Below are 20,267 nucleotides of genomic sequence, written 5' to 3' on the forward strand. Positions count from 1 at the left end.
CTCACGCCAGCGCCGCCTCGTGCCCGCGCAGTCCCGCGGCGATCGACCCCAGCAGCGCCGCCCGCGGCCCGGCCTGGTCGACGCAGGCCTGCTCGTGCGCGGCCGCCGCCGTCCCGACCTGGGCCCGCAGCCAGCCCCGCACGTCGGGGCCGGGAGCCGGTGCCGGACCGGCCGACGACGACGTCGCGCCGGGCGCGGCCGCGCGCAGCCGGTCCAGCTGCTCGCCGGCCTGGCCGGCGAGCGCACCGATCCCCGCGGCCAGGGCGGGGTCGGCCGCCGTGGCCGCGCCGTAGGCGGCGACGAGCGCCTCCTGCACCGCCACCTGACCGGCCAGCTGGTCGGCCTGGGCCGGGGTCACCGGGGGAGCGCCGCCGTCGTCGCCGGAGGTGCACCCGGCGACCGCCAGCGCCAGCCCGGCGGTGCCCGCGAGGAAGGCGCGCCGGGAGAACCCCGAGGGGCCGGGAGCGGGGATCGACGCCATCGCCCTCATCCTTCCAGCCCGCGCGCGGCCGGGCGGGGAGCCGCCGGGGGTGCGTGGCGTCCCCGGTCCCGCTCCCGGCGTGCGGTCCCGGCTCCCGCCGCCGGGCGGTAGCCTGACCCTTCGCCCGGAGAGGCCCGGCCCCGCGCCGGGTGCCCGGCGGGCGCGGCGCTCCCGTCCCGGGAGCCGGCCGCGAGCACCCTGCCCCGGCGCAGGCGAGTCAGGGAGGGAGCCCCGTGTCCACCACCCGACGTCCCGACCCCGCCACCAGCCGGCTGGCCGGCTGGATCGAACCGGTCGTCGCCGCCGCCGGCTACGACCTCGAGGAGCTCGTCGTGACCCCGGCCGGCCGGCGCAGCGTCGTCCGCGTCGTCGTCGACCGCGACCAGGGGGTCAGCCTCGACGACGTCGCCGAGGTCAGCCGCGCGGTCTCCGCGGCCCTGGACGACAACGACGGCGAGCTCGGCCGCGCGCCGTACGTGCTCGAGGTCACCAGCCCCGGGGTCGACCGGCCGCTCACCGAGGCGCGGCACTGGCGGCGCAACACCGGCCGGCTGGTCGCGGTGGGGGTCGGCCCGGCCGGCTCGGTCGAGCAGGTCACCGGCCGGGTGCTGGCGGTCGACGCGGACGGCGTGACGCTGGCCGTGGAGGCCAAGGGCAAGCCGGGCGCGAAGAAGCGGCCGCCCACCCCCCGGCAGGTGCCGTGGGCGGAGCTGGGTACCGGGCGGGTGCAGGTCGAGTTCGGCCGGCACGACGAGCCGGGCGAGCCGCAGGACACCGGGACCGACGACCTCGGGCCCGACGACGACATCGACATCGACGACATCGACGACGACAGCACGGACGACCCCGCTGCCCCGGCGCACCGCGCCGGGGACGGCGGTGGAGGAGGACAGTGAACATCGACGTGACCGCTCTCAAGGCGGTCGAGCGCGAGAAGGGCATCCCGGCCGACACGGTCATCGAGGCCATCGAGACGGCCCTGGTGACCGCGTACCGGCACGCCGACGGCGCGGCCAAGCACGTGCGCGTGCACGTCGACCGGAAGTCCGGCGAGGTGGCCGTCCTGGCCCAGGAGCTGGGCGCCGACGGCGAGGTCGTCCGCGAGTGGGACGACACCCCCTCCGACTTCGGCCGGATCGCGGCCAGCACCGCCAAGCAGGTCATCGTGCAGCGGCTGCGCGACGCCGAGCACGAGCAGACCTTCGGCGAGTACGCCGGCAAGGAAGGCGACATCGTCAGCGGCATCGTCCAGGCCGACCAGCGGCGCAACGCCAGCGGCGTGGTGATGATCGACATCGGCAAGGTCGAGGCGGTCCTGCCGGCCGCCGAGCAGGTGCCCGGCGAGGTCTACACCCACGGCACCCGCGTCAAGGCCTACGTCGTCTCGGTGACGCGCACCTTCCGCGGCCCGCAGGTGACCGTGTCCCGCACCCACCCCAACCTGGTGCGCAAGCTGTTCGCCCTCGAGGTGCCGGAGATCGCCGACGGCAGCGTGGAGATCGTCTCGGTGGCCCGCGAGGCCGGGCACCGCACCAAGATCGCCGTCCGGACGTCGGTGCCGGGGCTGAACGCCAAGGGCGCCTGCATCGGGCCGATGGGGCAGCGGGTGCGCAACGTCATGAGTGAGCTGCACGGCGAGAAGATCGACATCGTCGACTGGTCCGACGACCCGGCCACCTTCGTCGCCTCCGCGCTGAGCCCGGCCCGCGTCAGCAGCGCCCAGCTGGTCGACCCGCAGTCCAAGGCCGTGCGCGTGGTCGTCCCGGACTACCAGCTGTCGCTGGCCATCGGCAAGGAGGGCCAGAACGCCCGCCTGGCCGCCCGGCTGACCGGCTGCCGGATCGACATCCGCAGCGACGCCCAGCCGGCCGACGCCGAGCCGTCCCCGGGCGTGGGCCGTCCGCCGCTGCGGTCGGGCCCGCCGCCGGTGCGCGCCGGTGCCGGGGGCCGTCCCGGCGCGGGGGGTGGCGCAGGACACCGTCCCGGTCGGGTGGGTGGCGGCCGGAGTGCGGAACACCCGCGGCCGCCCGCGCGCTAGAGTTCAGGGTGGACGGAACGTCGATCCCGGTGCGCACGTGCGTGGGCTGCCGGAAACGCGCTCCGGTCACCGATCTGCTGCGTGTCGTCGTCGCCGACGGGGCCCTGGTCCCGGACGCACGTCGGGTGCTCCCCGGCCGGGGAGCGTCGCTGCACCCCACACCGGAGTGCCTCGCCGCAGCGGAACGACGCCGGGCCTTCCCCCGGGCGCTGCGCTGCAGCACCCCGGTGGAGGTCGGTCCGCTCCGGGCCCACGTCCTCGGCGCACCCCCCGCGGGGCGCCCGGGAGGCGGGGCCGGGCCGGGCGATGACGAACGACAGACCGCAGTTGCACAGTCGGGCCGGTACCAGACCGGCCCGCACGTCGAGAGCAGGACGTCGTCGGATGAGCCAGCAGTGAAGTCCCCACGATGACCATGCACCACTAAAGACGAGGTCGAGCGGGCGAGCCGCCGGCCTCACCAAGAGGAGATCCGTGCCAGGCAAAGCCCGCGTACACGAACTCGCCAAGGAGTTCGGTGTCGACAGCAAGACCGTGCTCGCCAAGCTCAAGGAGCAGGGCGAGTTCGTGAAGTCCGCCTCCTCGACCGTCGAGGCCCCCGTGGCCCGGCGGCTCCGGGAGGCCCTCGGTGCGAGCACCGGCGGCGGCAGCGCCGCCCCGGCCCCCGCCCCGTCCCGTCCCGCGACGCCGGGTCCCCGGCCTGCCGCTCCGGCTCCGCAGGCCCGCGCCGCGCAGCCGCCGTCGGCCCCGGCGGCTCCCGCCGCGCCTGCCGGCCAGCCCGGCCCGCGCCCGGGTGCCCCGGCCCCGGGTCCCCGCCCGGCCGCGGGTCCGCGTCCCGGCGCGCCCACTCCGGGTCCGCGCCCGGCGGCGCCCGCTCCGCAGGCACCGGCCGCCTCGGCGCCGGCGCCCGCCCCGGCCCAGCAGCCTCCGACCGGCCCGCGTCCGGGTGCTCCGGCCCCGGGTCCGCGCCCGGCGGCCGGCGCCCCCCGTCCGGGGCCCGGTGCCCCGGCCGGTGGTCAGGGTGGCCCCGGTGGCCCGCGGCCGGGTCCGCGCCCGGCTCCGCGCCCGGGCAACAACCCCTTCAGCAGCGCGCCGCGTCCCGGCCCGGCGGCCGGTGGCCCGCGTCCGGGCCCCGCGGCCGGTGGCCCGCGTCCGGGTCCCGGTGCCGGCGGTCCCCGTCCGGCCCCCGGTGCCGGCGGTCCCCGTCCGGGCCCCGGCGGCCCGCGTCCGGGTCCCGGTGCCGGCGGTCCGCGCCCGGCGGCCGGTCCCGGCGGTCCGCGCCCGAACCCGGGCATGATGCCGCAGCGGCCTTCCCCCGGCATGATGCCGCCGCGTCCGGCCGGTGCCGGCCGTCCCGGTGGCGGTCCCGGTGGTCCCGGCGGCCGCGGCCGTCCGGGTGGTCCCGGCGGCGGCGGTTTCCGTCCCGGCGGCGGTGGCGGCGCGCCCGGTGCAGGCGCCCCGGCCGGCGGTGGCTTCCGTGGTGGTGGCGGCGGTGGCCGTGGCCGCGGTCGCGGTGGCTCGGGTGCGGGCACCGCGGGTGCCTTCGGCCGTCCCGGTGGTCGCGGTCCCGTCCGCGGCCGCAAGAGCAAGAAGCAGCGGCGTCAGGAGTTCGACTCGATGGCGGCGCCCAGCATGGGCGGCGTCACCCTGCCGCGGGGCAACGGGCAGACCGTCCGGCTCCCGCGCGGCGCCTCGCTGACCGACCTGGCCGAGCGCATCGGCGCCCAGCCGGCCGCGCTGGTCACCGCCCTGTTCCACCTGGGCGAGATGGTCACCGCGACGCAGTCGGTCAACGACGAGACGCTGCAGCTGCTCGGTGCCGAGATCGGCTGGGTCATCCAGGTCGTCAGCCCCGAGGACGAGGACCGCGAGCTGCTGTCCGACTTCGACCTCACCTTCGGCGACGAGGAGGGCGACGAGGAGGACTGGAACATCCGTCCGCCGGTCGTGACCGTCATGGGTCACGTCGACCACGGGAAGACCAAGCTCCTCGACGCCATCCGCAACACCAACGTGGTGGCGCGCGAGGCCGGTGGCATCACCCAGCACATCGGCGCCTACCAGATCGTCACCGAGCTGGAGGACGAGGAGCGTCCGATCACCTTCATCGACACCCCGGGTCACGAGTCGTTCACCGCGATGCGTGCCCGTGGGGCGAAGGTGACCGACATCGTCGTCCTGGTGGTCGCCGCCGACGACGGCGTCATGCCGCAGACGGTCGAGGCGCTCAACCACGCCCAGGCCGCCGACGTGCCGATCGTGGTCGCGGTCAACAAGATCGACAAGGAGGGGGCCAACCCCGCCAAGATCCGCCAGCAGCTCACCGAGTACGGGCTGGTGGCCGAGGAGTACGGCGGCGACACGATGTTCGTCGACGTCTCCGCGACCACCCGTCAGGGCATCGACGACCTGCTCGCGGCGATCCTGCTGACCGCCGACGCCTCCCTGGACCTGCGCGCCAACACCGAGCAGGACCCGCAGGGCGTGGTCATCGAGGGCAAGCTGGACAAGGGCCGGGGCCCCGTGGCCACGGTGCTGGTCCAGCGCGGCACGCTGCGCCAGGGCGACTCGATCGTGGCCGGCGACGCCTACGGCCGCGTCCGGTCGCTGCTCGACGAGCACGGCAACAAGCTCAAGGAGGCGCTGCCCGCGCGTCCGGTGCAGGTCGTCGGCCTCACCTCGGTGCCGCGTGCCGGTGACACCTTCCTCGTCGTCGAGGAGGACCGCGTCGCCCGGCAGATCGCCGACCGGCGCCAGGCCCGCATCCGCAACGCGCAGAACGCCTCGATGCGCAAGCGGATCAGCCTGGAGGACCTCGACGCGGCGCTGAAGGAGAACCGTCAGCTCAACCTGATCATCAAGGGCGACAACTCGGGCACCGTGGAGGCGCTCGAGGAGGCCCTGATGAAGATCGAGGTGAGCGACGACGTCTCGCTGCGCGTCATCCACCGCGGCGTCGGGTCGATCACCAAGAGCGACATCGACCTCGCGCTGGCCGACGACGTCATCGTCCTGGGCTTCAACGTCCGGGCCGAGGGCCAGGCCACCGAGCTCGCCAACCGCGAGGGCGTCGACGTCCGGTACTACTCGGTCATCTACCAGGCGATCGAGGAGATCGAGTCGGCCCTCAAGGGCATGCTCAAGCCGGAGTACGAGGAGGTCCAGCTCGGCACGGCGGAGGTCCGCGAGGTCTTCCGGGTGCCGAAGATCGGCAACGTCGCGGGCTCCCTGGTCCGCAGCGGGACGATCGTCCGGAACTCCAAGGCCCGGCTGGTCCGGGACGGCGTCGTCGTCGCCGACAACCTGTCGGTGGAGTCGCTGCGGCGGTTCAAGGACGACGTCACCGAGGTCCGCGAGGGCTACGAGTGCGGTATCGGCCTGGGGTCGTTCAACGACATCAAGGTCGACGACGTGATCGAGACCTTCGAGATCCGCGAGAAGCCGCGGGCGTAGTCGGCACGTACCCGGTCCGCCCCACGCAGGTGGGGCGGACCGGGCGGCCAGCAGCAGGTCGGCGGCTCCGTCCGGGGCCCGCTGCGAGCCTGCGAGCAGTGGGGAGAGAGGGGTCCTTCCTGTTCACCGGGACGCTGTCCGCGGACCTGCTGCTGGGCGACGTCCACTCGCTCAAGGGCAAGCGCGCCGTGGTGCGGCCGATCGTGGCCGAGCTGCGGCGCCGTTTCGCCGTTGCCGCCGCCGAGGTGGGTGACCAGGACCTGCACCGCCGCGCGCAGGTCGGGATAGCCACCGTCGCCGGGGACGCCGGTCAGGTGACCGACGTCCTCGACGCCTGCGAGCGGTTGCTGGCGGAGCGGCCCGAGGTGACGCTGCTGTCGACGCACAGGCAGCTGTTGAGCGACCAAGACCTGTAACGCACGTCCGGCCCCCTGCCGAGGTCGGCCCGAGCCCCGCGCGAGGGCCGAGGAGCCGGGGGGTCCTTCCACCAGGAGGTCCGAGATGGCCGATCCCGCCCGCGCACGCAAGCTGGCGGTCCGCATCCGACAGATCGTCTCCGCCGCGATCGAGTCCTCGATCAAGGACCCCCGGCTGGGCATGGTGACCATCACCGACGCCCGCGTGACCAGCGACCTCCGCGAGGCGACGGTCTTCTACACCGTCTACGGCGACCAGGCGCAGGTCGAGGACTCCGCCCGGGCCCTCGCCAGCGCCACGGGTGTGCTGCGCTCCACGGTGGGCCGGCAGACCGGCATCAAGTTCGTGCCCACCCTCGCCTTCGTCGCCGACATCGTCCCCGACACCGCGCGGGAGCTCGACGCCGCGCTCGAGCGGGTCCGCTCCGCCGACGCCGAGCTGGCCCGCCTCCGCGAGGGCGCCAGCTACGCCGGCGACGCCGACCCGTACCGGCACCCCGCCGAGGACGCCGAGGACGACGAGGACCCGTCCGCGGCCGCGACTGCCGATGTCCCTGCCGGCGACGCCGCGTCCCGGCCCGTGCACACCCCGCCCGTGAACAGCAGGAGCGCCTCGTGAGCGAGAACGACCCCGATCCGTACGTCCCGGCCGACGAGCAGGCGCACAACGAGCTCGGCGGCAAGGAGATGCCCGACGCCGGTGACCCGACGCAGGGCGGCAGGACCGGTGAGATCGGCTCCGTGCCGAGCATCACCTCCGACGAGCCGGACGACGGCGGGCCGGGCATCCCGGTCGGCGGCGGGCACGTGACCGAGGAGTCCAACGCCTCCCCGGTCGCCGACCCCGGCCCGGACGCGTGAGCGTCTCGCCCGCGCCCCGCACCGCCGCCCCGACCGCCGCGGCCCTGCTCGCGCAGGCCTGCGACGCCCGCGCCACCGTCGTCCTGTCGGGGCACGTGCAGCCCGACGCGGACGCGCTCGGCAGCACCCTGGCCCTGGCCGAGGGGCTGCGCCGTCGCGGCGCCCGCGTGCTCGCGACGTTCCCCGACCCGTTCGTGCTGCCCGCCTCGCTGGCCTGGCTGCCCGGCGCCGACGGCCTGGTGCCGTCGGCGGAGGTACCGGCGTCCCCGGACGTCTTCGTCAGCCTGGACGCCGCCTCCCCGGGCCGGCTCGGGGAGCTGGCCGGCCTGATCGACGGCGCGGGCGCCTCCCTGGTCGTCGACCACCACGCGAGCAACCCCGGCTTCGGCGACGTGCGCGTCGTCGACCCGGGGGCGGCGGCGACCGTGGTGCTGGTCGCCGGCCTGCTCGACGAGCTCGGCGTGGCCGTCGACGCGCACCTGGCCACCTGTCTCTACGCAGGACTGGCCGCCGACACCGGGTCCTTCCGGTTCGGCAACACCCGGCCCGACACCCACCGGCTGGCCGCGCGGCTGCTGGAGACCGGCATCGACCACGCCGACATCAGCCGGCGGCTGTTCGACACCGCGCCGTTCGGCTGGCTGGGCCTGCTCTCGGTCGTCACCGGCCGCGCCGTCCTGGAGGACGGCGTGGGCGCCGGCCTGGTGTGGACCTGGTCGAGCACCGCCGAGGCCGCCGAGCACGGCCTGCCCGGCGAGCAGCTCGAGGCGCTGGTCGACGTCGTCCGCGCCACCGCCGAGGCCGACGTCGCCTGCGTGCTCAAGGGGCAGGACGACGGCAGCTGGTCGGTGTCGCTGCGCTCGCGCGGCGCCACCGACGTCGCCCGGGTGGCCGTCGCGCTCGGCGGCGGAGGCCACCGGGCCGCGGCGGGGTTCACCTCGCACCGCGACCGCGAGGGCACCGTCCAGGCCATCCGGGACCTGCTCGACGCTCGATGACCCCGCCGTCGCGGGCGCCCTCGGTGCTGGCGCTGGCCGCGCCGGCGCTGGTCGTCCTCGCCGCCGAACCGCTGTACCTGCTCGTCGACACCGCCGTCGTCGGCCACCTGGGCACCGTGCCGCTGGGCGGGCTCGCCGTCGGCGGCGGGCTGCTCGCCTGGGCCGCCGCGCTGCTGAACTTCCTGGCCTACGGCACCACCGCCCGCGCCGCCCGCCGGGCCGGGGCAGGCGACCGGGCCGGTGCCGTCGCCGAGGGCGTGCAGGCCACCTGGCTGGCGCTGGCCCTCGGCGCGGTCGTGCTGCTCGCCTTCCAGCTGCTGGCCGGGCCGCTGACCCGGCTGCTCGCGGGCGGCGCCGGACCGGTCGCGGCCGCGGGGGAGCAGTGGCTGCGGATCGCCGGGCTCGGGGCGCCCCTGCTGCTGGTCTCCCTGGCCGGCAACGGCTGGCTGCGCGGGGTGCAGGAGCTGCGCCGCCCGGTGCGGTACGTGCTGGCCGGCAGCCTGACCAGCCTGGTGCTGTGCCCCCTGCTGGTGCACTCCGCCGGGCTCGGGCTGCCGGGCTCCGCGGTGGCCAACGTGGTCGGCCAGGCGCTGACCGCCGCGCTGTTCGTCCGCGCGCTGCTGCGGGAGGGCGCCGGCTGGCGGCCCCGCCCCGCGGCCGTCCGCGCGCAGCTGGTGCTCGGCCGCGACCTGCTGCTGCGCGCCGCGGTCCTCCAGGTGTCGTTCCTCGTGGCCGCCGGGGTCGCGGCCCGCTCGGGGCCGGCGCCGCTGGGCGCCCACCAGATCGCGCTGCAGCTGTTCTTCTTCCTCGCCCTGGTGCTCGACGCCTACGCGATCGCCGCGCAGACACTCGTCGGTCACGCCCTGGGCGGTGGCCGGCCCGCCGACGCGCGGGCCACCGCGCGCCGGGTGGCGCTGTGGGGACTGGGCACCGGCCTGCTGGTGGCCGCGCTGCTGCTCGTCCTGCGCGAGGTGCTGCTGCCGCTGTTCACCGCCGATCCCGCGGTGGTCGACCAGGCGCGGCTGGTGTGGTGGTTCCTCGCCGGCTTCCAGCCGCTGGCCGGGGTGGTCTTCGCCCTGGACGGCGTGCTCATGGGCGCCGGCGACGTGGGCTACCTGCGCACGGTGACCGTCGGCGCCGCCCTGGTGGGGTTCGTGCCGCTGTCGCTGCTCGCCGGGCCGCTCGAGCTGGGGCTGGCCGGGGTCTGGACCGGGCTCACCCTGTTCATCGCGCTGCGGCTGGTCGCCGTCGCGGTGCGGGTGGCGGGGGAGAGGTGGCTGCGGGCACCTGAGACGGTGGGCGCGTGACCCGCCGACCGGACGCCGACGTCCCGCCCTCGATCCTGCTGGTCGACAAGGCCGGGGGGATGACGTCCCACGACGTGGTCGCCCGTGCCCGCCGGGTGCTGTCGGTGCGCAGGGTCGGCCACGCCGGCACGCTCGACCCGATGGCCACCGGCCTGCTCGTGCTCGGGGTCGGCGCCGCCACCCGGCTGCTCGGGTACCTCGGCGGGCACGACAAGACCTACGAGGCGACCATCCGGCTCGGGGTCACCACGGTCACCGACGACCGGGAGGGCGAGGTCGTGGCGACGACGTCGGCCGCGCACCTGGACGAGGCGGCGGTGCGCAGCGCGCTCGCCGCCCAGACCGGCCCGCTGCTGCAGGTGCCCTCGTCGGTGAGCGCGGTCAAGGTCGCCGGCCGGCGGTCCTACGACCGGGTGCGGGCCGGGGAGGACGTCGTCCTGGAGCCGCGGCCGGTGACCGTGCACGCGCTCGAGGTGCACCGGGTGGTCCGGCCCGAGCCGGACGTGGTGGACGTCGACGTCACGGTGACCTGCACCGCGGGCACCTACATCCGGGCCATCGCGCGCGACGCCGGTGCCGCCCTCGGCGTGGGCGGGCACCTGACCGCGCTGCGCCGCACCGCCTCCGGCCCCTTCGCCGTGACCTCGGCCGCCCCGGTCGAGGACGCCGCCGGCGCACTGGCCGGCGCCGGCGCGGGGGCCGGCGTGCTCGGCCTCACCGCCGCCGCGACCGCCGTCTTCCCCGAGCGCCGGCTCACCGACGACGAGGCCCGCGCGCTCGGTCACGGGCAGCGGGTGACCGCCACCGGCGTGCCCGGGCTGACCGCGGCGGTCGCGCCCGACGGCCGCCTCGTGGCGCTGGTCGAGGACGCCGGCCCGCGGGCGCGGGTCGCCGTCGGCTTCCCGACCGGGTGAACCGCGGCGGTTGACCGCCGTCCGAGCCGGGAAGGGGGAGCGCATGAGCGTCGTGAAGATCAATGCGATCACCGTGCCGCCGGACAAGCAGGAGCGCTTCGAGGAGCGGTTCCGCGGACGGGCCGGTGCGGTGGAGAGCACGCCGGGCTTCGAGTGGTTCGAGCTGCTGCGCCCGCAGGAGGGCACCGACCAGTACCTGGTTTACACGCGCTGGAGCAGCCAGGAGGCCTACGAGGCCTGGCAGTCCAGCCAGGACTTCGACCGGGCGCACTCCGGCGGCGGCGACACCCTCGCGCCGGCCGCGGCCGACTCCTCGCACCTGTGGTCCTACGAGGTCATCGAGTTCGCCGGCCCCAAGGTCAACCAGGAGAACCAGGCCTGACGCGCCGGGCGGCCCGCCGCGGCGGGCCGCCCGCGCACCCGGAACGACACGGTGCCGCATCCCCGCCTCCGGGTGGGGGAGCTGCCACCATCCCGGCGTGACCTCGCCGTACCCCACGTGGGACAGCCCCGCCACCACGGTCGCGCCGCCCGCGCCGCCTCCCCCGGCCGGGCTGGCAGCTGCCGCCGTCGCCGGGCCCGGCGGTCAGCCGCGCACCCGGTCGTTCGCACCGGCCCTCTGGGTGTTCGTCGGGGGCTCTCTCGCGGTCGCGGTGTGGGGCATGGTGCTCGTCGCGACCTTCGAATCGCCCGCCGACCTGGTGCCGCTGCTCCATGCGGGCCCTCAGGCCGTCGTCGTGCTCGGCGCCGGCCTCCTGCTGCCACGGCGGGTACCGGGGCCGGTGCCGCTGCTCCTGTGGGCGGCGGGGACTGGGTTCCTCGTCGCCGCGGCCTTCGTCGCCGACGCCGGCGTGCTGTGGCTGCTGACCCTGCCGCTCGCGTTCACCGCCTACTCCGCCGCTGCCCTGCTCCGGCTGGGGGGGACCGGGCCGCAGTGGCGGTGGCTGCTCGTCCCCCTGGTCGGCTCGGCCGCCTACACGCTGTTCCTCGGGGTGCTGGGGACCGAGGTGCTGGCCTACCTGGCGCGGTCCTTCGCGTACGAGCCCGACGAGGGACTCGTGCACAGCACTGAGGGCATGCTCGTCGGGGCCCTCCTGCTCCTGGCCACGACGCTGATGGCCACTCGGGCCGATCGGGCCCGAGCCCGCGCCGCGCGCACTCGTCCCGTTCCCGCCATCGCCGGCTTCCCGCCTGCCGGCTCCCCGCCTGCCGGCTTCCCGCCGGCCGGCTCGCCGGCGGACCGCACCTGCGGCCTCGCCGTCGCCGCGCTCGTGCTCGGCCTCACCGGGATCGGCATCGGCGCGGTCGTCTGCGGTCACCTGGCGCTCGCCCAGATCCGCCGGACCGGCGAGCGCGGGCACGGGATGGCCGTGGCCGCGGTCGTGCTCGGCTACGTCGCCCTCGTGGTCGGCATCGCGCTGGTCGTCTGGTACGTGGTCCTCCTGGCCGGCCTCGGCGTCTTCTGACCCGGCCGGAGGAGCGACGCGGAGCGCGCCTGCCCGCGGGGCTACTGTGGGCGCACGTCCGGCGGCCGCCGGACGCGCCCTGACCCGTGCAGGTGGGAGACATGACCGACACGCTCGCCGACAGCCGCAACACCTCGAGGATCTTCACCGAGGGCGTGCCGGTGGTCGTGGAGGACGTGCGGCGCCGCTCCGCCACCGAGCGGGCCCAGGTGCTCGAGGACCCGGGCTTCGGCCGGCACTTCACCGACACGATGTTCCTGGCGCGCTACCGCGCCGGTGAGGGCTGGGTCGACGCGCGGCTGACCTCCTACGCCCCGCTGCAGCTGGACCCGGCGACCGCCGCGCTGCACTACGCCCAGTCGATCTTCGAGGGGCTCAAGGCCTACGCGCAGCCCGACGGCAGCGTGGCCACCTTCCGCCCCGAGGCCAACGCCGCCCGCTTCGCCCGCGGCGCCCGCCGGCTGGCGATGCCCCCGGTGCCCGAGGAGGCCTTCCTCGCCGCCGTCGACGCGCTGGTCGACGCCGACCGCGACTGGGTGCCCACCGGCCCCGACCAGACCCTCTACCTGCGGCCCTACCAGCTGGCCATCGAGCCGTTCCTCGGCGTGCGGCCGGCCCACGAGTACCTGTTCCTCGTCATCGCCAGCCCGGCCGGCGCCTACTTCCCGCGCGGCGTGCACCCGGTGAGCGTGTACCTCTCGGAGGACTACATCCGTGCGGCGCCCGGCGGCACCGGCGACGTCAAGTGCGCCGGCAACTACGCCGCCAGCCTGCTGGCCCAGGAGCAGGCGATCGCCGCCGGCTGCGACCAGGTCGTCTGGCTCGACGCGGTGGAGAAGCGCTACGTCGAGGAGATGGGCGGGATGAACCTGTTCTTCGTCCTCGGCTCCGGGGACGACGCCGAACTGGTCACCCCCGAGCTCACCGGCACCCTGCTGCCCGGCATCACGCGGGACTCGCTGATCACCGTGGCCCGCGACATGGGCCTGCGGGTGACCGAGCGGAAGTTCAGCGTCGACGAGTGGCGCGCGGGCGTCGCCGACGGCACCGTCACCGAGACGTTCGCCTGCGGCACCGCCGCGGTGATCACCCCGGTCGGCGAGGTCAAGGCGCGCACCGGCGACTTCACCGTCGCCGACGGGCAGCCCGGGCCGCTCACCATGCGGCTGCGCGCCCACCTGCTCGACATCCAGCACGGCCGGGTGCCCGACACCCACGGCTGGCTGCACCGGGTCGCCTGAGCGGCGGGTCGCTGCGTTGCTGCGCTGGCGGGGACTGGACGCCGTCCCCGGTGACCTCGGGCGCACCGTGGTCACCGTCGGGATGTACGACGGCGTCCACCGGGGGCACCAGAAGCTGATCGGGGCCGCGGTCGCGCGCGCCCGCGCGCTCGGCCGCCCCTGCCTGCTGCTCACCTTCGACCCGCACCCGGCCGAGGTGGTGCGCCCCGGCTCGCACCCGGCGATCCTCACCCACCTCGACCGCAAGGCCGAGCTGGTCGCCGGGCTCGGGGTCGACGCGATGTGCGTGCTGCCGTTCACCCGCGACCTGATGAAGCTGTCGCCGGAGTCGTTCACGCACAGCGTCCTGGTGGAGCGGCTGCACGCCGCGCACGTCGTGGTGGGGGAGAACTTCACCTACGGGCACCGGGCGGCGGGCACCGTCGAGACCCTCAGCGCGGAGGGGCGCCGGTTCGGCTTCGCCGTCGAGGGCGTCGGACTGGCCAGCCTCGCCGACGCCCCCGACCAGCCCACGATCTCCTCCACCTACATCCGGGCGTGCGTCGCCGCCGGCGACATGGCCTCGGCCGCCGAGGCGCTGGGCCGCCCGCACCGGGTCGACGGCGTGGTGGTGCGCGGGCACCGCCGCGGCCGGGAGATGGGCTACCCCACGGCCAACGTGGAGAGCCCGCCGTTCACCGCCATCCCGGCCGACGGCGTGTACGCCGGCCACTTCGTCGTCCGCGACCTCGACGGCGCCAGCGGCGCGCGGTACCCGGCGGCGATCTCGGTGGGCACCAACCCGACCTTCGAGGGCTCACGCCGCACGGTCGAGGCACACCTCATCGACTTCGACGGCGACCTCTACGGCGAGCACGCGGGAGTCGAGTTCACCGCCCGGCTGCGCGGCATGACCCGCTTCACCGGCGTCGCGGACCTCGTCGCCGCGATGGACCGCGACCTGGTCGAAGCCCGCGCCGTCCTGGGCCTGCCCACCCCGGACTGATCACCGCCGCCGGCCGGGCCCGCCCGCGCTGGTAGCCTGGGACCGCGTCGGGACGACCGACGTGTGTGTTCCCCTGCCCCCGTGAACCAGACCGGGGGCCACACCCCACCGCCGGGAGGCGACCGATGGCGCTCGAGAGCGCGCTCAAGAAGCAGATCATGACCGAGTACGCCACGGTCGAGGGCGACACCGGTTCCCCCGAGGTCCAGGTCGCGATGCTGACCCGCCGGATCAGCGACCTGACCGAGCACCTCAAGCAGCACAAGCACGACCACCACAGCCGGCGGGGCCTGCTCCTGCTGGTCGGCCGTCGTCGCCGGCTGCTGAACTACCTGGCCAAGACCGACATCAACCGGTACCGCTCGCTCATCGAGCGGCTCGGTCTGCGCCGCTAGCACGTCGAGGGGACCGTCCCACCGGGACGGTCCCCTCTCTCGTGCGGCACCCGCCGCACGGGCCCCCGCCCGACCGCGCACAGCGCCCCGGTCCTCGGTGGTGGCTCCCGGGTATGACCGCCCCCCGTCGGGGGAAGGCACCGCCCCGGGGGTTTCGATCGACGACCGGTCGCCTGGACGCCGGCGGCACGAGCCGCGCAGCCGTCCCCGACCGGGGCCGGCGCGCCACCAGCACCACCCGGGCATCCACGCCCGCAGCCAGTCCGGCGCACAGCGCCCAAGAGGACGTCGCCCGATGCGACGTAGGAAGAGGACAGCATGTCCGCACCCACCCAGAACAGCACCACCGCCGAGTACGACCCCGAGGACGGCGTCACCACCGCCACCGCGGTCATCGACAACGGCAGCTTCGGCAGCCGCAGCATCACGTTCGAGACCGGCCGGCTCGCCCGTCAGGCCGCCGGCTCCGTCGTCGTCACGATGGGCGACACCATGCTCCTGTCGGCCACCACGGCCGGCCGCCAGCCCAAGGAGCAGTTCGACTTCTTCCCGCTGACGGTCGACGTCGAGGAGCGGATGTACGCCGCCGGGCGCATCCCCGGCTCGTTCTTCCGCCGCGAGGGCCGCCCCTCCGAGGATGCGATCCTCACCTGCCGGCTGATCGACCGCCCGCTGCGGCCGACCTTCGCCAAGGGCCTGCGCAACGAGGTCCAGGTGGTCATCACCGTCCTGGCCCTCGACCCGTCGCACCTGTACGACGTGCTGGCCATCAACGGCGCCTCGGCGTCCACCCAGCTGTCCGGCCTGCCGTTCTCCGGCCCGGTCGGCGGCACCCGTGTCGCGCTGATCCGCGGCCAGTGGGTCGCCTTCCCGACGCACGCCGAGCTCGAGGAGGCCGTCTTCGACATGGTCGTGGCCGGCCGGGTGCTCCCGGACGGCGACGTCGCGATCATGATGGTCGAGGCCGAGGCCACCGAGAAGACCGTCGAGCTGGTCGCCGGCGGCGCGCAGGCGCCGACCGAGGAGGTCGTGGCTCAGGGCCTCGAGGCCGCCAAGCCCTTCATCAAGGCGCTGTGCGACGCGCAGTCGGCGCTGGCCGAGAAGGCCGCCAAGCCGGCCGCGGAGTTCCCCCGCTTCCTGGACTACCAGGACGACGTCTACGCCGCCGTCGAGGCGCAGGCCGCCGAGAAGCTCGCCCAGGTGCAGGCCATCGCCGGCAAGCAGGAGCGCGAGGCCGCCACCGACGAGCTCAAGGACGAGGTCAAGGCCGCTCTCGCCGGCCAGTTCGAGGGCCGCGAGAAGGAGATCTCCGGGGCCTTCCGCGCGGTCACCAAGAAGGTCGTCCGCCAGCGCATCCTGCGCGACAAGGTGCGCATCGACGGCCGCGGCCTGACCGACATCCGGCCGCTGTCGGCCGAGGTCGAGGTCGTCCCGCGGGTGCACGGCTCGGCGCTGTTCGAGCGCGGCGAGACCCAGATCCTGGGCATCACCACGCTGAACATGCTGCGCATGGAGCAGCAGCTGGACACGCTCTCGCCCGAGACGCGCAAGCGCTACATGCACAACTACAACTTCCCGCCGTACTCCACCGGTGAGACCGGCCGCGTCGGCTCGCCGAAGCGGCGCGAGATCGGCCACGGCGCGCTCGCCGAGCGGGCGCTGCTGCCGGTGCTGCCCGACCGCGAGGAGTTCCCCTACGCGATCCGGCAGGTCTCCGAGGCGCTGGGCTCCAACGGCTCGACGTCCATGGGCTCGGTCTGCGCCTCGACCCTCGCGCTGCTCAACGCCGGTGTGCCGCTCAAGGCCCCGGTCGCCGGCATCGCCATGGGCCTGGTGTCCGACGAGGTCGACGGCAAGACCGAGTACGTCGCGCTGACCGACATCCTCGGTGCCGAGGACGCCTTCGGTGACATGGACTTCAAGGTCGCCGGCACGCGGGAGTTCGTCACCGCGCTGCAGCTGGACACCAAGCTCGACGGCATCCCGTCCGACGTGCTCGCCGGTGCGCTGACCCAGGCCCGCGCCGCCCGCCTGCACATCCTCGACGTGATGAACGAGGCCATCGACGGCCCCGACGAGATGAGCCCGTACGCCCCGCGGGTCACCACGGTGCGCATCCCGGTCGACAAGATCGGCGCGGTCATCGGCCCCAAGGGCCAGATGATCAACGCGATCCAGGACGAGACCGGCGCGGACATCACCATCGAGGACGACGGCACGATCTACGTCGGTGCCTCCGACGGCCCCTCGGCCCAGGCCGCGGTGGACCGGATCAACGCCATCGCCAACCCGCAGATGCCCAAGGTCGGCGAGCGGTTCCTCGGCACGGTCGTCAAGACCACGCCGTTCGGTGCCTTCGTCTCCCTGCTGCCCGGCAAGGACGGCCTGGTGCACATCAGCAAGCTCGGTGGCGGCAAGCGCATCGGCAAGGTCGAGGACGTGGTGAACGTCGGCGACAAGCTGCAGGTCGAGATCACCGACATCGACGCCCGCGGCAAGATCAGCCTCGTCCCGGTCGCGGCCGACGGTGACGCCGCCGCCGACGCCCCGGCCGAGGCGCCTGCCGAGGCCGCTCCCTCGGAGGCGTGATCACGAGTACCAACCGCACTGCCACCGGGGCCGGGACGGACGCGACCGCGTCCGTCCCGGCCCCGGCCGGTGTTCCGCGTCCGGGCGGGACCGAGGTGCTCGACGTCGACGAGGTCGGCGGCCGGGTGGAGCGGACCGTGCTGCCCGGCGGGCTGCGCGTCCTGACCGAGACGATGCCCGGGGTCCTGTCGGCCACCGTCGGCATCTGGGTCGGGGTCGGCTCGCGCGACGAGACCGACGCCCTGGCCGGCTCCTCGCACTTCCTCGAGCACCTGCTGTTCAAGGGCACCGGCAGCCGGACCGCGCTGGAGATCGCGACGGCCATGGACGCCGTCGGCGGTGAGATGAACGCCTTCACCGCCAAGGAGCACACCTGCTACTACGCCAACGTGCTCGCCAGCGACCTCCCGCTCGCGGTCACGCTGCTCGGTGACCTCGTCACCGACGCCCTCAACACCGCCGACGACCTCGAGTCCGAGCGCACGGTGGTGCTCGAGGAGATCGCCATGCGCGACGACGAACCGGCCGACGCCGTGCACGACCTGTTCGCCGAGACGCTCTTCGGCGGCACGGCCCTGGGCCGCTCGGTCCTCGGCACGGTGGAGTCCATCGAGTCCCTCACCCGCGACGACGTCGACGGCTGGTACCGCTCCCGGTACGCGCTGCCCTCGATGGTGGTCACCGCCGCCGGGCGGGTCGACCACCAGCAGGTGCTCGACCTGGTCACCGCGGCCTTCGGCTCGCGGCTCGCCGGCGACGCGGAGCCGGCGCCCCTGCGCCGGGGGGAGGACGTCGTCCTCGACCGGCCGGCCCGCCGCACCGGGCTGATCCGGCGCACCACCGAGCAGACCCACCTGCTGCTCGGCACGCTGGGCCTGGGGCGGCTCGACGAGCGCCGGCACGCCGCGGCGGTGCTGGAGACGGCGGTCGGCGGGGGGATGAGCTCGCGGCTGTTCCAGGAGATCCGGGAGAAGCGCGGCCTGGTCTACAGCGTCGGCTCGTCGCTGAGCCAGTACGCCGGCACCGGTTCGTTCTCCGTGTACGCCGGCTGCTCGCCCAAGCGGGTGCCCGAGGTGCTCCGCCTGGTGCGCGAGGAACTGGCCCGGGTGGCCGCCGACGGCCTGACCGCCGAGGAGGTGGCCCGCGGGCGCGGGCAGCTGAAGGGCGGTCTGGTGCTCGGGCTGGAGGACACCGGCTCGCGGATGAGCCGGCTGGGCAAGAGCGAGCTATCGCACGGCGAGTACGTGCCGGTGCGCGAGGTGCTCGCCCGTCTGGACGCGGTGGACGAGGACCAGGTGCGCGCGGTCGGGGCCGACCTCCTCGCCCGCGAGACCTGCCTGGCCGTCGTCGGTCCCTACCGCGAGTCGGACCTCGACCGGCTCTGATGGCCGGCCATCCCGCGCTCCGCGTCCACGGCGCGCTCTCCCGAGGCGCCTTCGCCGTCGCCGTCCTCGTGTCGCTGGCGGTGCTCTTCGCCCCCGGGGACGACGTCCCCTCGGCGCCACCGGGCGTGGACAAGCTGGTGCACCTGGCGGTGTTCGCGGCCCTGGCGGCCACCGGCTGCTGGGCCGGGGCGCGCCCCCGGGCGCTGGCGCTGCTGCTGGTGGGGTACGCCGTCGTCAGCGAGGTGGTGCAGGCGGTGACGCCGCTCGAGCGGTCCGGGTCGGTCGCCGACGCCCTCGCCGACCTCGCCGGGGTCCTCGTCGGCCTGCTGGGCTGGGCGGCGGCCACCCGCCACCGGTCCACTGGATGAACGGAGTGTTGCGATCGCGGCCCCGGCCGGGAAGCCTGACCCGGTGACCACGAGCACCCCCGACCAGCAGGCAACCGGCGTACCCGCGGGTGAGGCCCCGCTCGTCTCCGTCGGCGTCCTCGGCGCCCGCGGCCGGATGGGCCAGGAAGTCGTCAAGGCCGTGAACGCCGCCGACGACCTCGAGCTGGTCGCGATGGTCGACGCCGGCGACTGGCTGTTCAACGTCTCCGACGCCGGCGCCCAGGTGGTCGTCGACTTCACCCGGCCCGACGTCGTCATGGACAACATCCGGTTCTGCATCGACAACAACATCCACTGCGTCGTGGGGACGACGGGCTTCGACGAGCAGAAGCTCGCGACCGTCGCCGAGTGGCTGGCCCCCAAGCCGGAGCTGGGTGTGGTGATCGCACCCAACTTCGGGATCGGCGCCGTGCTGCTCATGCGCTTCGCCCAGGAGGCCGCGCGCTTCTTCCCCTCCGTCGAGGTGGTCGAGCTGCACCACCCGAACAAGGTGGACGCCCCCTCCGGCACGGCGGTCCGCACCGCCCGGCTGGTCGCGGCCGCCCGTCGCGCGGCGGGCATGCCGGCCTCGCCCGACGCCACGACCGACGCGCTGCCCGGCGCCCGGGGTGCCGACGTGGAGGGGGTGGCGGTGCACGCGGTCCGGCTGACCGGGCTCGTCGCCCACCAGGAGGTGCTCATGGGTGCCGCGGGGGAGACCCTCACGCTGCGGCACGACTCCTACGACCGGGCCTCGTTCATGCCGGGTGTGCTGCTCGCCGTCCGCGAGATCGCGCGCCGTCCGGGCCTGACCGTGGGGATCGAGTCCTTCCTCGGCCTCTGAGGCAGCCGCCTCCCGTCCCCGACGAGCGGGCGGAATTCCGGCCGCCGGAGCGTGGTTCAATGGAGACGTCCGCGAGGGGGCGCGAGCCGCCGGACGGACGAGGTGCAGCCGGTCGGCACAGTGCCCGGGAAGTCCCGGAGCCCGTCGATCGTTGCACCGCCCGAGAGACCGGGACCGCCTCCCGGACCCCCTCGTGCAGGGGCCTCCGAGATGGTGTACTGTTCTCTCTGCGCCGGACGGGCCCGGGAGGGCCGCGGAAGACACCCCCTGGGTGAAGGTCTCCGAGACCGGCGTACAGTGGGACAAGCCGCCACAGACAAAGCCCGAGAGGGTCTCGTCGGTGCGCGTCCGCTCCTTGAGAACTCAACAGCGTGCCGAAAGTCAGTGCCAAGTAAGAATACCCCCGCACTGTGGCCCTTTTGGGGTTGTGGTGAGGGATTCCTTTGGTTGATTGATATCGAGAGTGTCAGCTCTCGGTTCTCGGCCATGGATTTCAAATTCATCTACGGAGAGTTTGATCCTGGCT

At 75.0% G+C, this 20,267-nt stretch carries 20 protein-coding genes and 1 pseudogene; 20 read left to right on the top strand and 1 reads right to left on the bottom strand.

Features of this window, described 5'->3' with window-relative positions; genetic code table 11:
• Position 1: 1 nt before the first annotated feature.
• Positions 2–481: a hypothetical protein gene (locus ACI79R_RS05350; protein ID WP_456572540.1), complete on the bottom strand. Its 480-nt coding sequence runs from the start codon at positions 479–481 to the stop codon at positions 2–4.
• 233 nt (positions 482–714) lie between these two features.
• On the opposite strand from ACI79R_RS05350, the gene rimP reads away from it, so the two are divergent.
• The 20 genes and pseudogenes from rimP to dapB all read left to right on the top strand — a co-directional run bounded on the left by rimP (position 715) and on the right by dapB (position 19,741).
• Positions 715–1,377 (top strand): ribosome maturation factor RimP, encoded by a 663-nt coding sequence (gene rimP, locus ACI79R_RS05355; protein ID WP_456572541.1) that lies wholly within the window; start codon positions 715–717, stop codon positions 1,375–1,377.
• The gene (gene nusA / locus ACI79R_RS05360) at positions 1,374–2,519 is read left to right on the top strand and encodes a transcription termination factor NusA (protein WP_456572542.1); all 1,146 of its coding nucleotides are present in this window, start codon (positions 1,374–1,376) and stop codon (positions 2,517–2,519) included. The genes rimP and nusA overlap by 4 nt, the downstream gene beginning before the upstream one ends.
• A 41-nt stretch (positions 2,520–2,560) precedes the next feature.
• Complete coding sequence (locus ACI79R_RS05365; protein ID WP_456572561.1) at positions 2,561–2,932, top strand: YlxR family protein; 372 nt, start codon at positions 2,561–2,563, stop codon at positions 2,930–2,932.
• A gap of 61 nt (positions 2,933–2,993) precedes the next feature.
• Positions 2,994–3,140: pseudogene (locus ACI79R_RS05370) on the top strand (translation initiation factor IF-2 N-terminal domain-containing protein); the annotation flags it as partial.
• 996 nt (positions 3,141–4,136) lie between these two features.
• Entirely contained in the window at positions 4,137–5,972 is a 1,836-nt protein-coding gene (infB, locus tag ACI79R_RS05375; RefSeq protein WP_456572562.1) for a translation initiation factor IF-2, read from the top strand.
• 98 nt (positions 5,973–6,070) lie between these two features.
• The gene (locus ACI79R_RS05380; protein ID WP_456572543.1) at positions 6,071–6,388 is read left to right on the top strand and encodes a DUF503 domain-containing protein; all 318 of its coding nucleotides are present in this window, start codon (positions 6,071–6,073) and stop codon (positions 6,386–6,388) included.
• Between the two features lie 85 nt (positions 6,389–6,473).
• Positions 6,474–7,007: a 30S ribosome-binding factor RbfA gene (rbfA, locus tag ACI79R_RS05385; RefSeq protein WP_456572544.1), complete on the top strand. Its 534-nt coding sequence runs from the start codon at positions 6,474–6,476 to the stop codon at positions 7,005–7,007.
• Positions 7,004–7,249 (top strand): hypothetical protein, encoded by a 246-nt coding sequence (locus ACI79R_RS05390; RefSeq protein ID WP_456572545.1) that lies wholly within the window; start codon positions 7,004–7,006, stop codon positions 7,247–7,249. Before rbfA ends, ACI79R_RS05390 begins: the two co-directional genes overlap by 4 nt.
• Positions 7,246–8,247, top strand: coding sequence for a DHH family phosphoesterase (locus ACI79R_RS05395; RefSeq protein WP_456572546.1), 1,002 nt, complete (start codon positions 7,246–7,248; stop codon positions 8,245–8,247). The genes ACI79R_RS05390 and ACI79R_RS05395 overlap by 4 nt, the downstream gene beginning before the upstream one ends.
• Entirely contained in the window at positions 8,244–9,554 is a 1,311-nt protein-coding gene (locus ACI79R_RS05400) for an MATE family efflux transporter (protein ID WP_456572547.1), read from the top strand. Before ACI79R_RS05395 ends, ACI79R_RS05400 begins: the two co-directional genes overlap by 4 nt.
• The gene (truB, locus tag ACI79R_RS05405) at positions 9,551–10,468 is read left to right on the top strand and encodes a tRNA pseudouridine(55) synthase TruB (RefSeq protein WP_456572548.1); all 918 of its coding nucleotides are present in this window, start codon (positions 9,551–9,553) and stop codon (positions 10,466–10,468) included. Before ACI79R_RS05400 ends, truB begins: the two co-directional genes overlap by 4 nt.
• Positions 10,469–10,511: 43 nt before the next feature.
• The gene (locus ACI79R_RS05410) at positions 10,512–10,850 is read left to right on the top strand and encodes an antibiotic biosynthesis monooxygenase family protein (protein WP_456572549.1); all 339 of its coding nucleotides are present in this window, start codon (positions 10,512–10,514) and stop codon (positions 10,848–10,850) included.
• Positions 10,851–10,947: 97 nt separating this feature from the next.
• Positions 10,948–11,934 carry a DUF4190 domain-containing protein gene (locus tag ACI79R_RS05415; RefSeq protein ID WP_456572550.1) on the top strand — a complete coding sequence of 329 codons (987 nt, stop codon included), beginning with the start codon at positions 10,948–10,950 and terminating at the stop codon, positions 11,932–11,934.
• A gap of 101 nt (positions 11,935–12,035) precedes the next feature.
• The gene (locus tag ACI79R_RS05420; RefSeq protein WP_456572551.1) at positions 12,036–13,175 is read left to right on the top strand and encodes a branched-chain amino acid aminotransferase; all 1,140 of its coding nucleotides are present in this window, start codon (positions 12,036–12,038) and stop codon (positions 13,173–13,175) included.
• Between the two features lie 16 nt (positions 13,176–13,191).
• The gene (locus ACI79R_RS05425) at positions 13,192–14,160 is read left to right on the top strand and encodes a bifunctional riboflavin kinase/FAD synthetase (RefSeq protein WP_456572552.1); all 969 of its coding nucleotides are present in this window, start codon (positions 13,192–13,194) and stop codon (positions 14,158–14,160) included.
• 125 nt (positions 14,161–14,285) lie between these two features.
• Positions 14,286–14,555, top strand: coding sequence for a 30S ribosomal protein S15 (rpsO, locus tag ACI79R_RS05430; protein ID WP_456572553.1), 270 nt, complete (start codon positions 14,286–14,288; stop codon positions 14,553–14,555).
• Between the two features lie 318 nt (positions 14,556–14,873).
• A complete protein-coding gene (locus tag ACI79R_RS05435) occupies positions 14,874–17,144 on the top strand; it encodes a polyribonucleotide nucleotidyltransferase (RefSeq protein ID WP_456572554.1) in 2,271 nt (756 codons plus the stop codon).
• Positions 17,145–17,239: 95 nt separating this feature from the next.
• The gene (locus tag ACI79R_RS05440; RefSeq protein ID WP_456572555.1) at positions 17,240–18,529 is read left to right on the top strand and encodes a M16 family metallopeptidase; all 1,290 of its coding nucleotides are present in this window, start codon (positions 17,240–17,242) and stop codon (positions 18,527–18,529) included.
• Positions 18,529–18,897, top strand: a complete 369-nt coding sequence (locus ACI79R_RS05445; RefSeq protein ID WP_456572556.1) for a VanZ family protein — start codon at positions 18,529–18,531, stop codon at positions 18,895–18,897. The genes ACI79R_RS05440 and ACI79R_RS05445 overlap by 1 nt, the downstream gene beginning before the upstream one ends.
• A 43-nt stretch (positions 18,898–18,940) precedes the next feature.
• Entirely contained in the window at positions 18,941–19,741 is an 801-nt protein-coding gene (gene dapB / locus ACI79R_RS05450; RefSeq protein ID WP_456572557.1) for a 4-hydroxy-tetrahydrodipicolinate reductase, read from the top strand.
• Positions 19,742–20,267: the final 526 nt, after the last annotated feature.

It is taken from the genome of Blastococcus sp. SYSU D00820 (assembly GCF_054050695.1).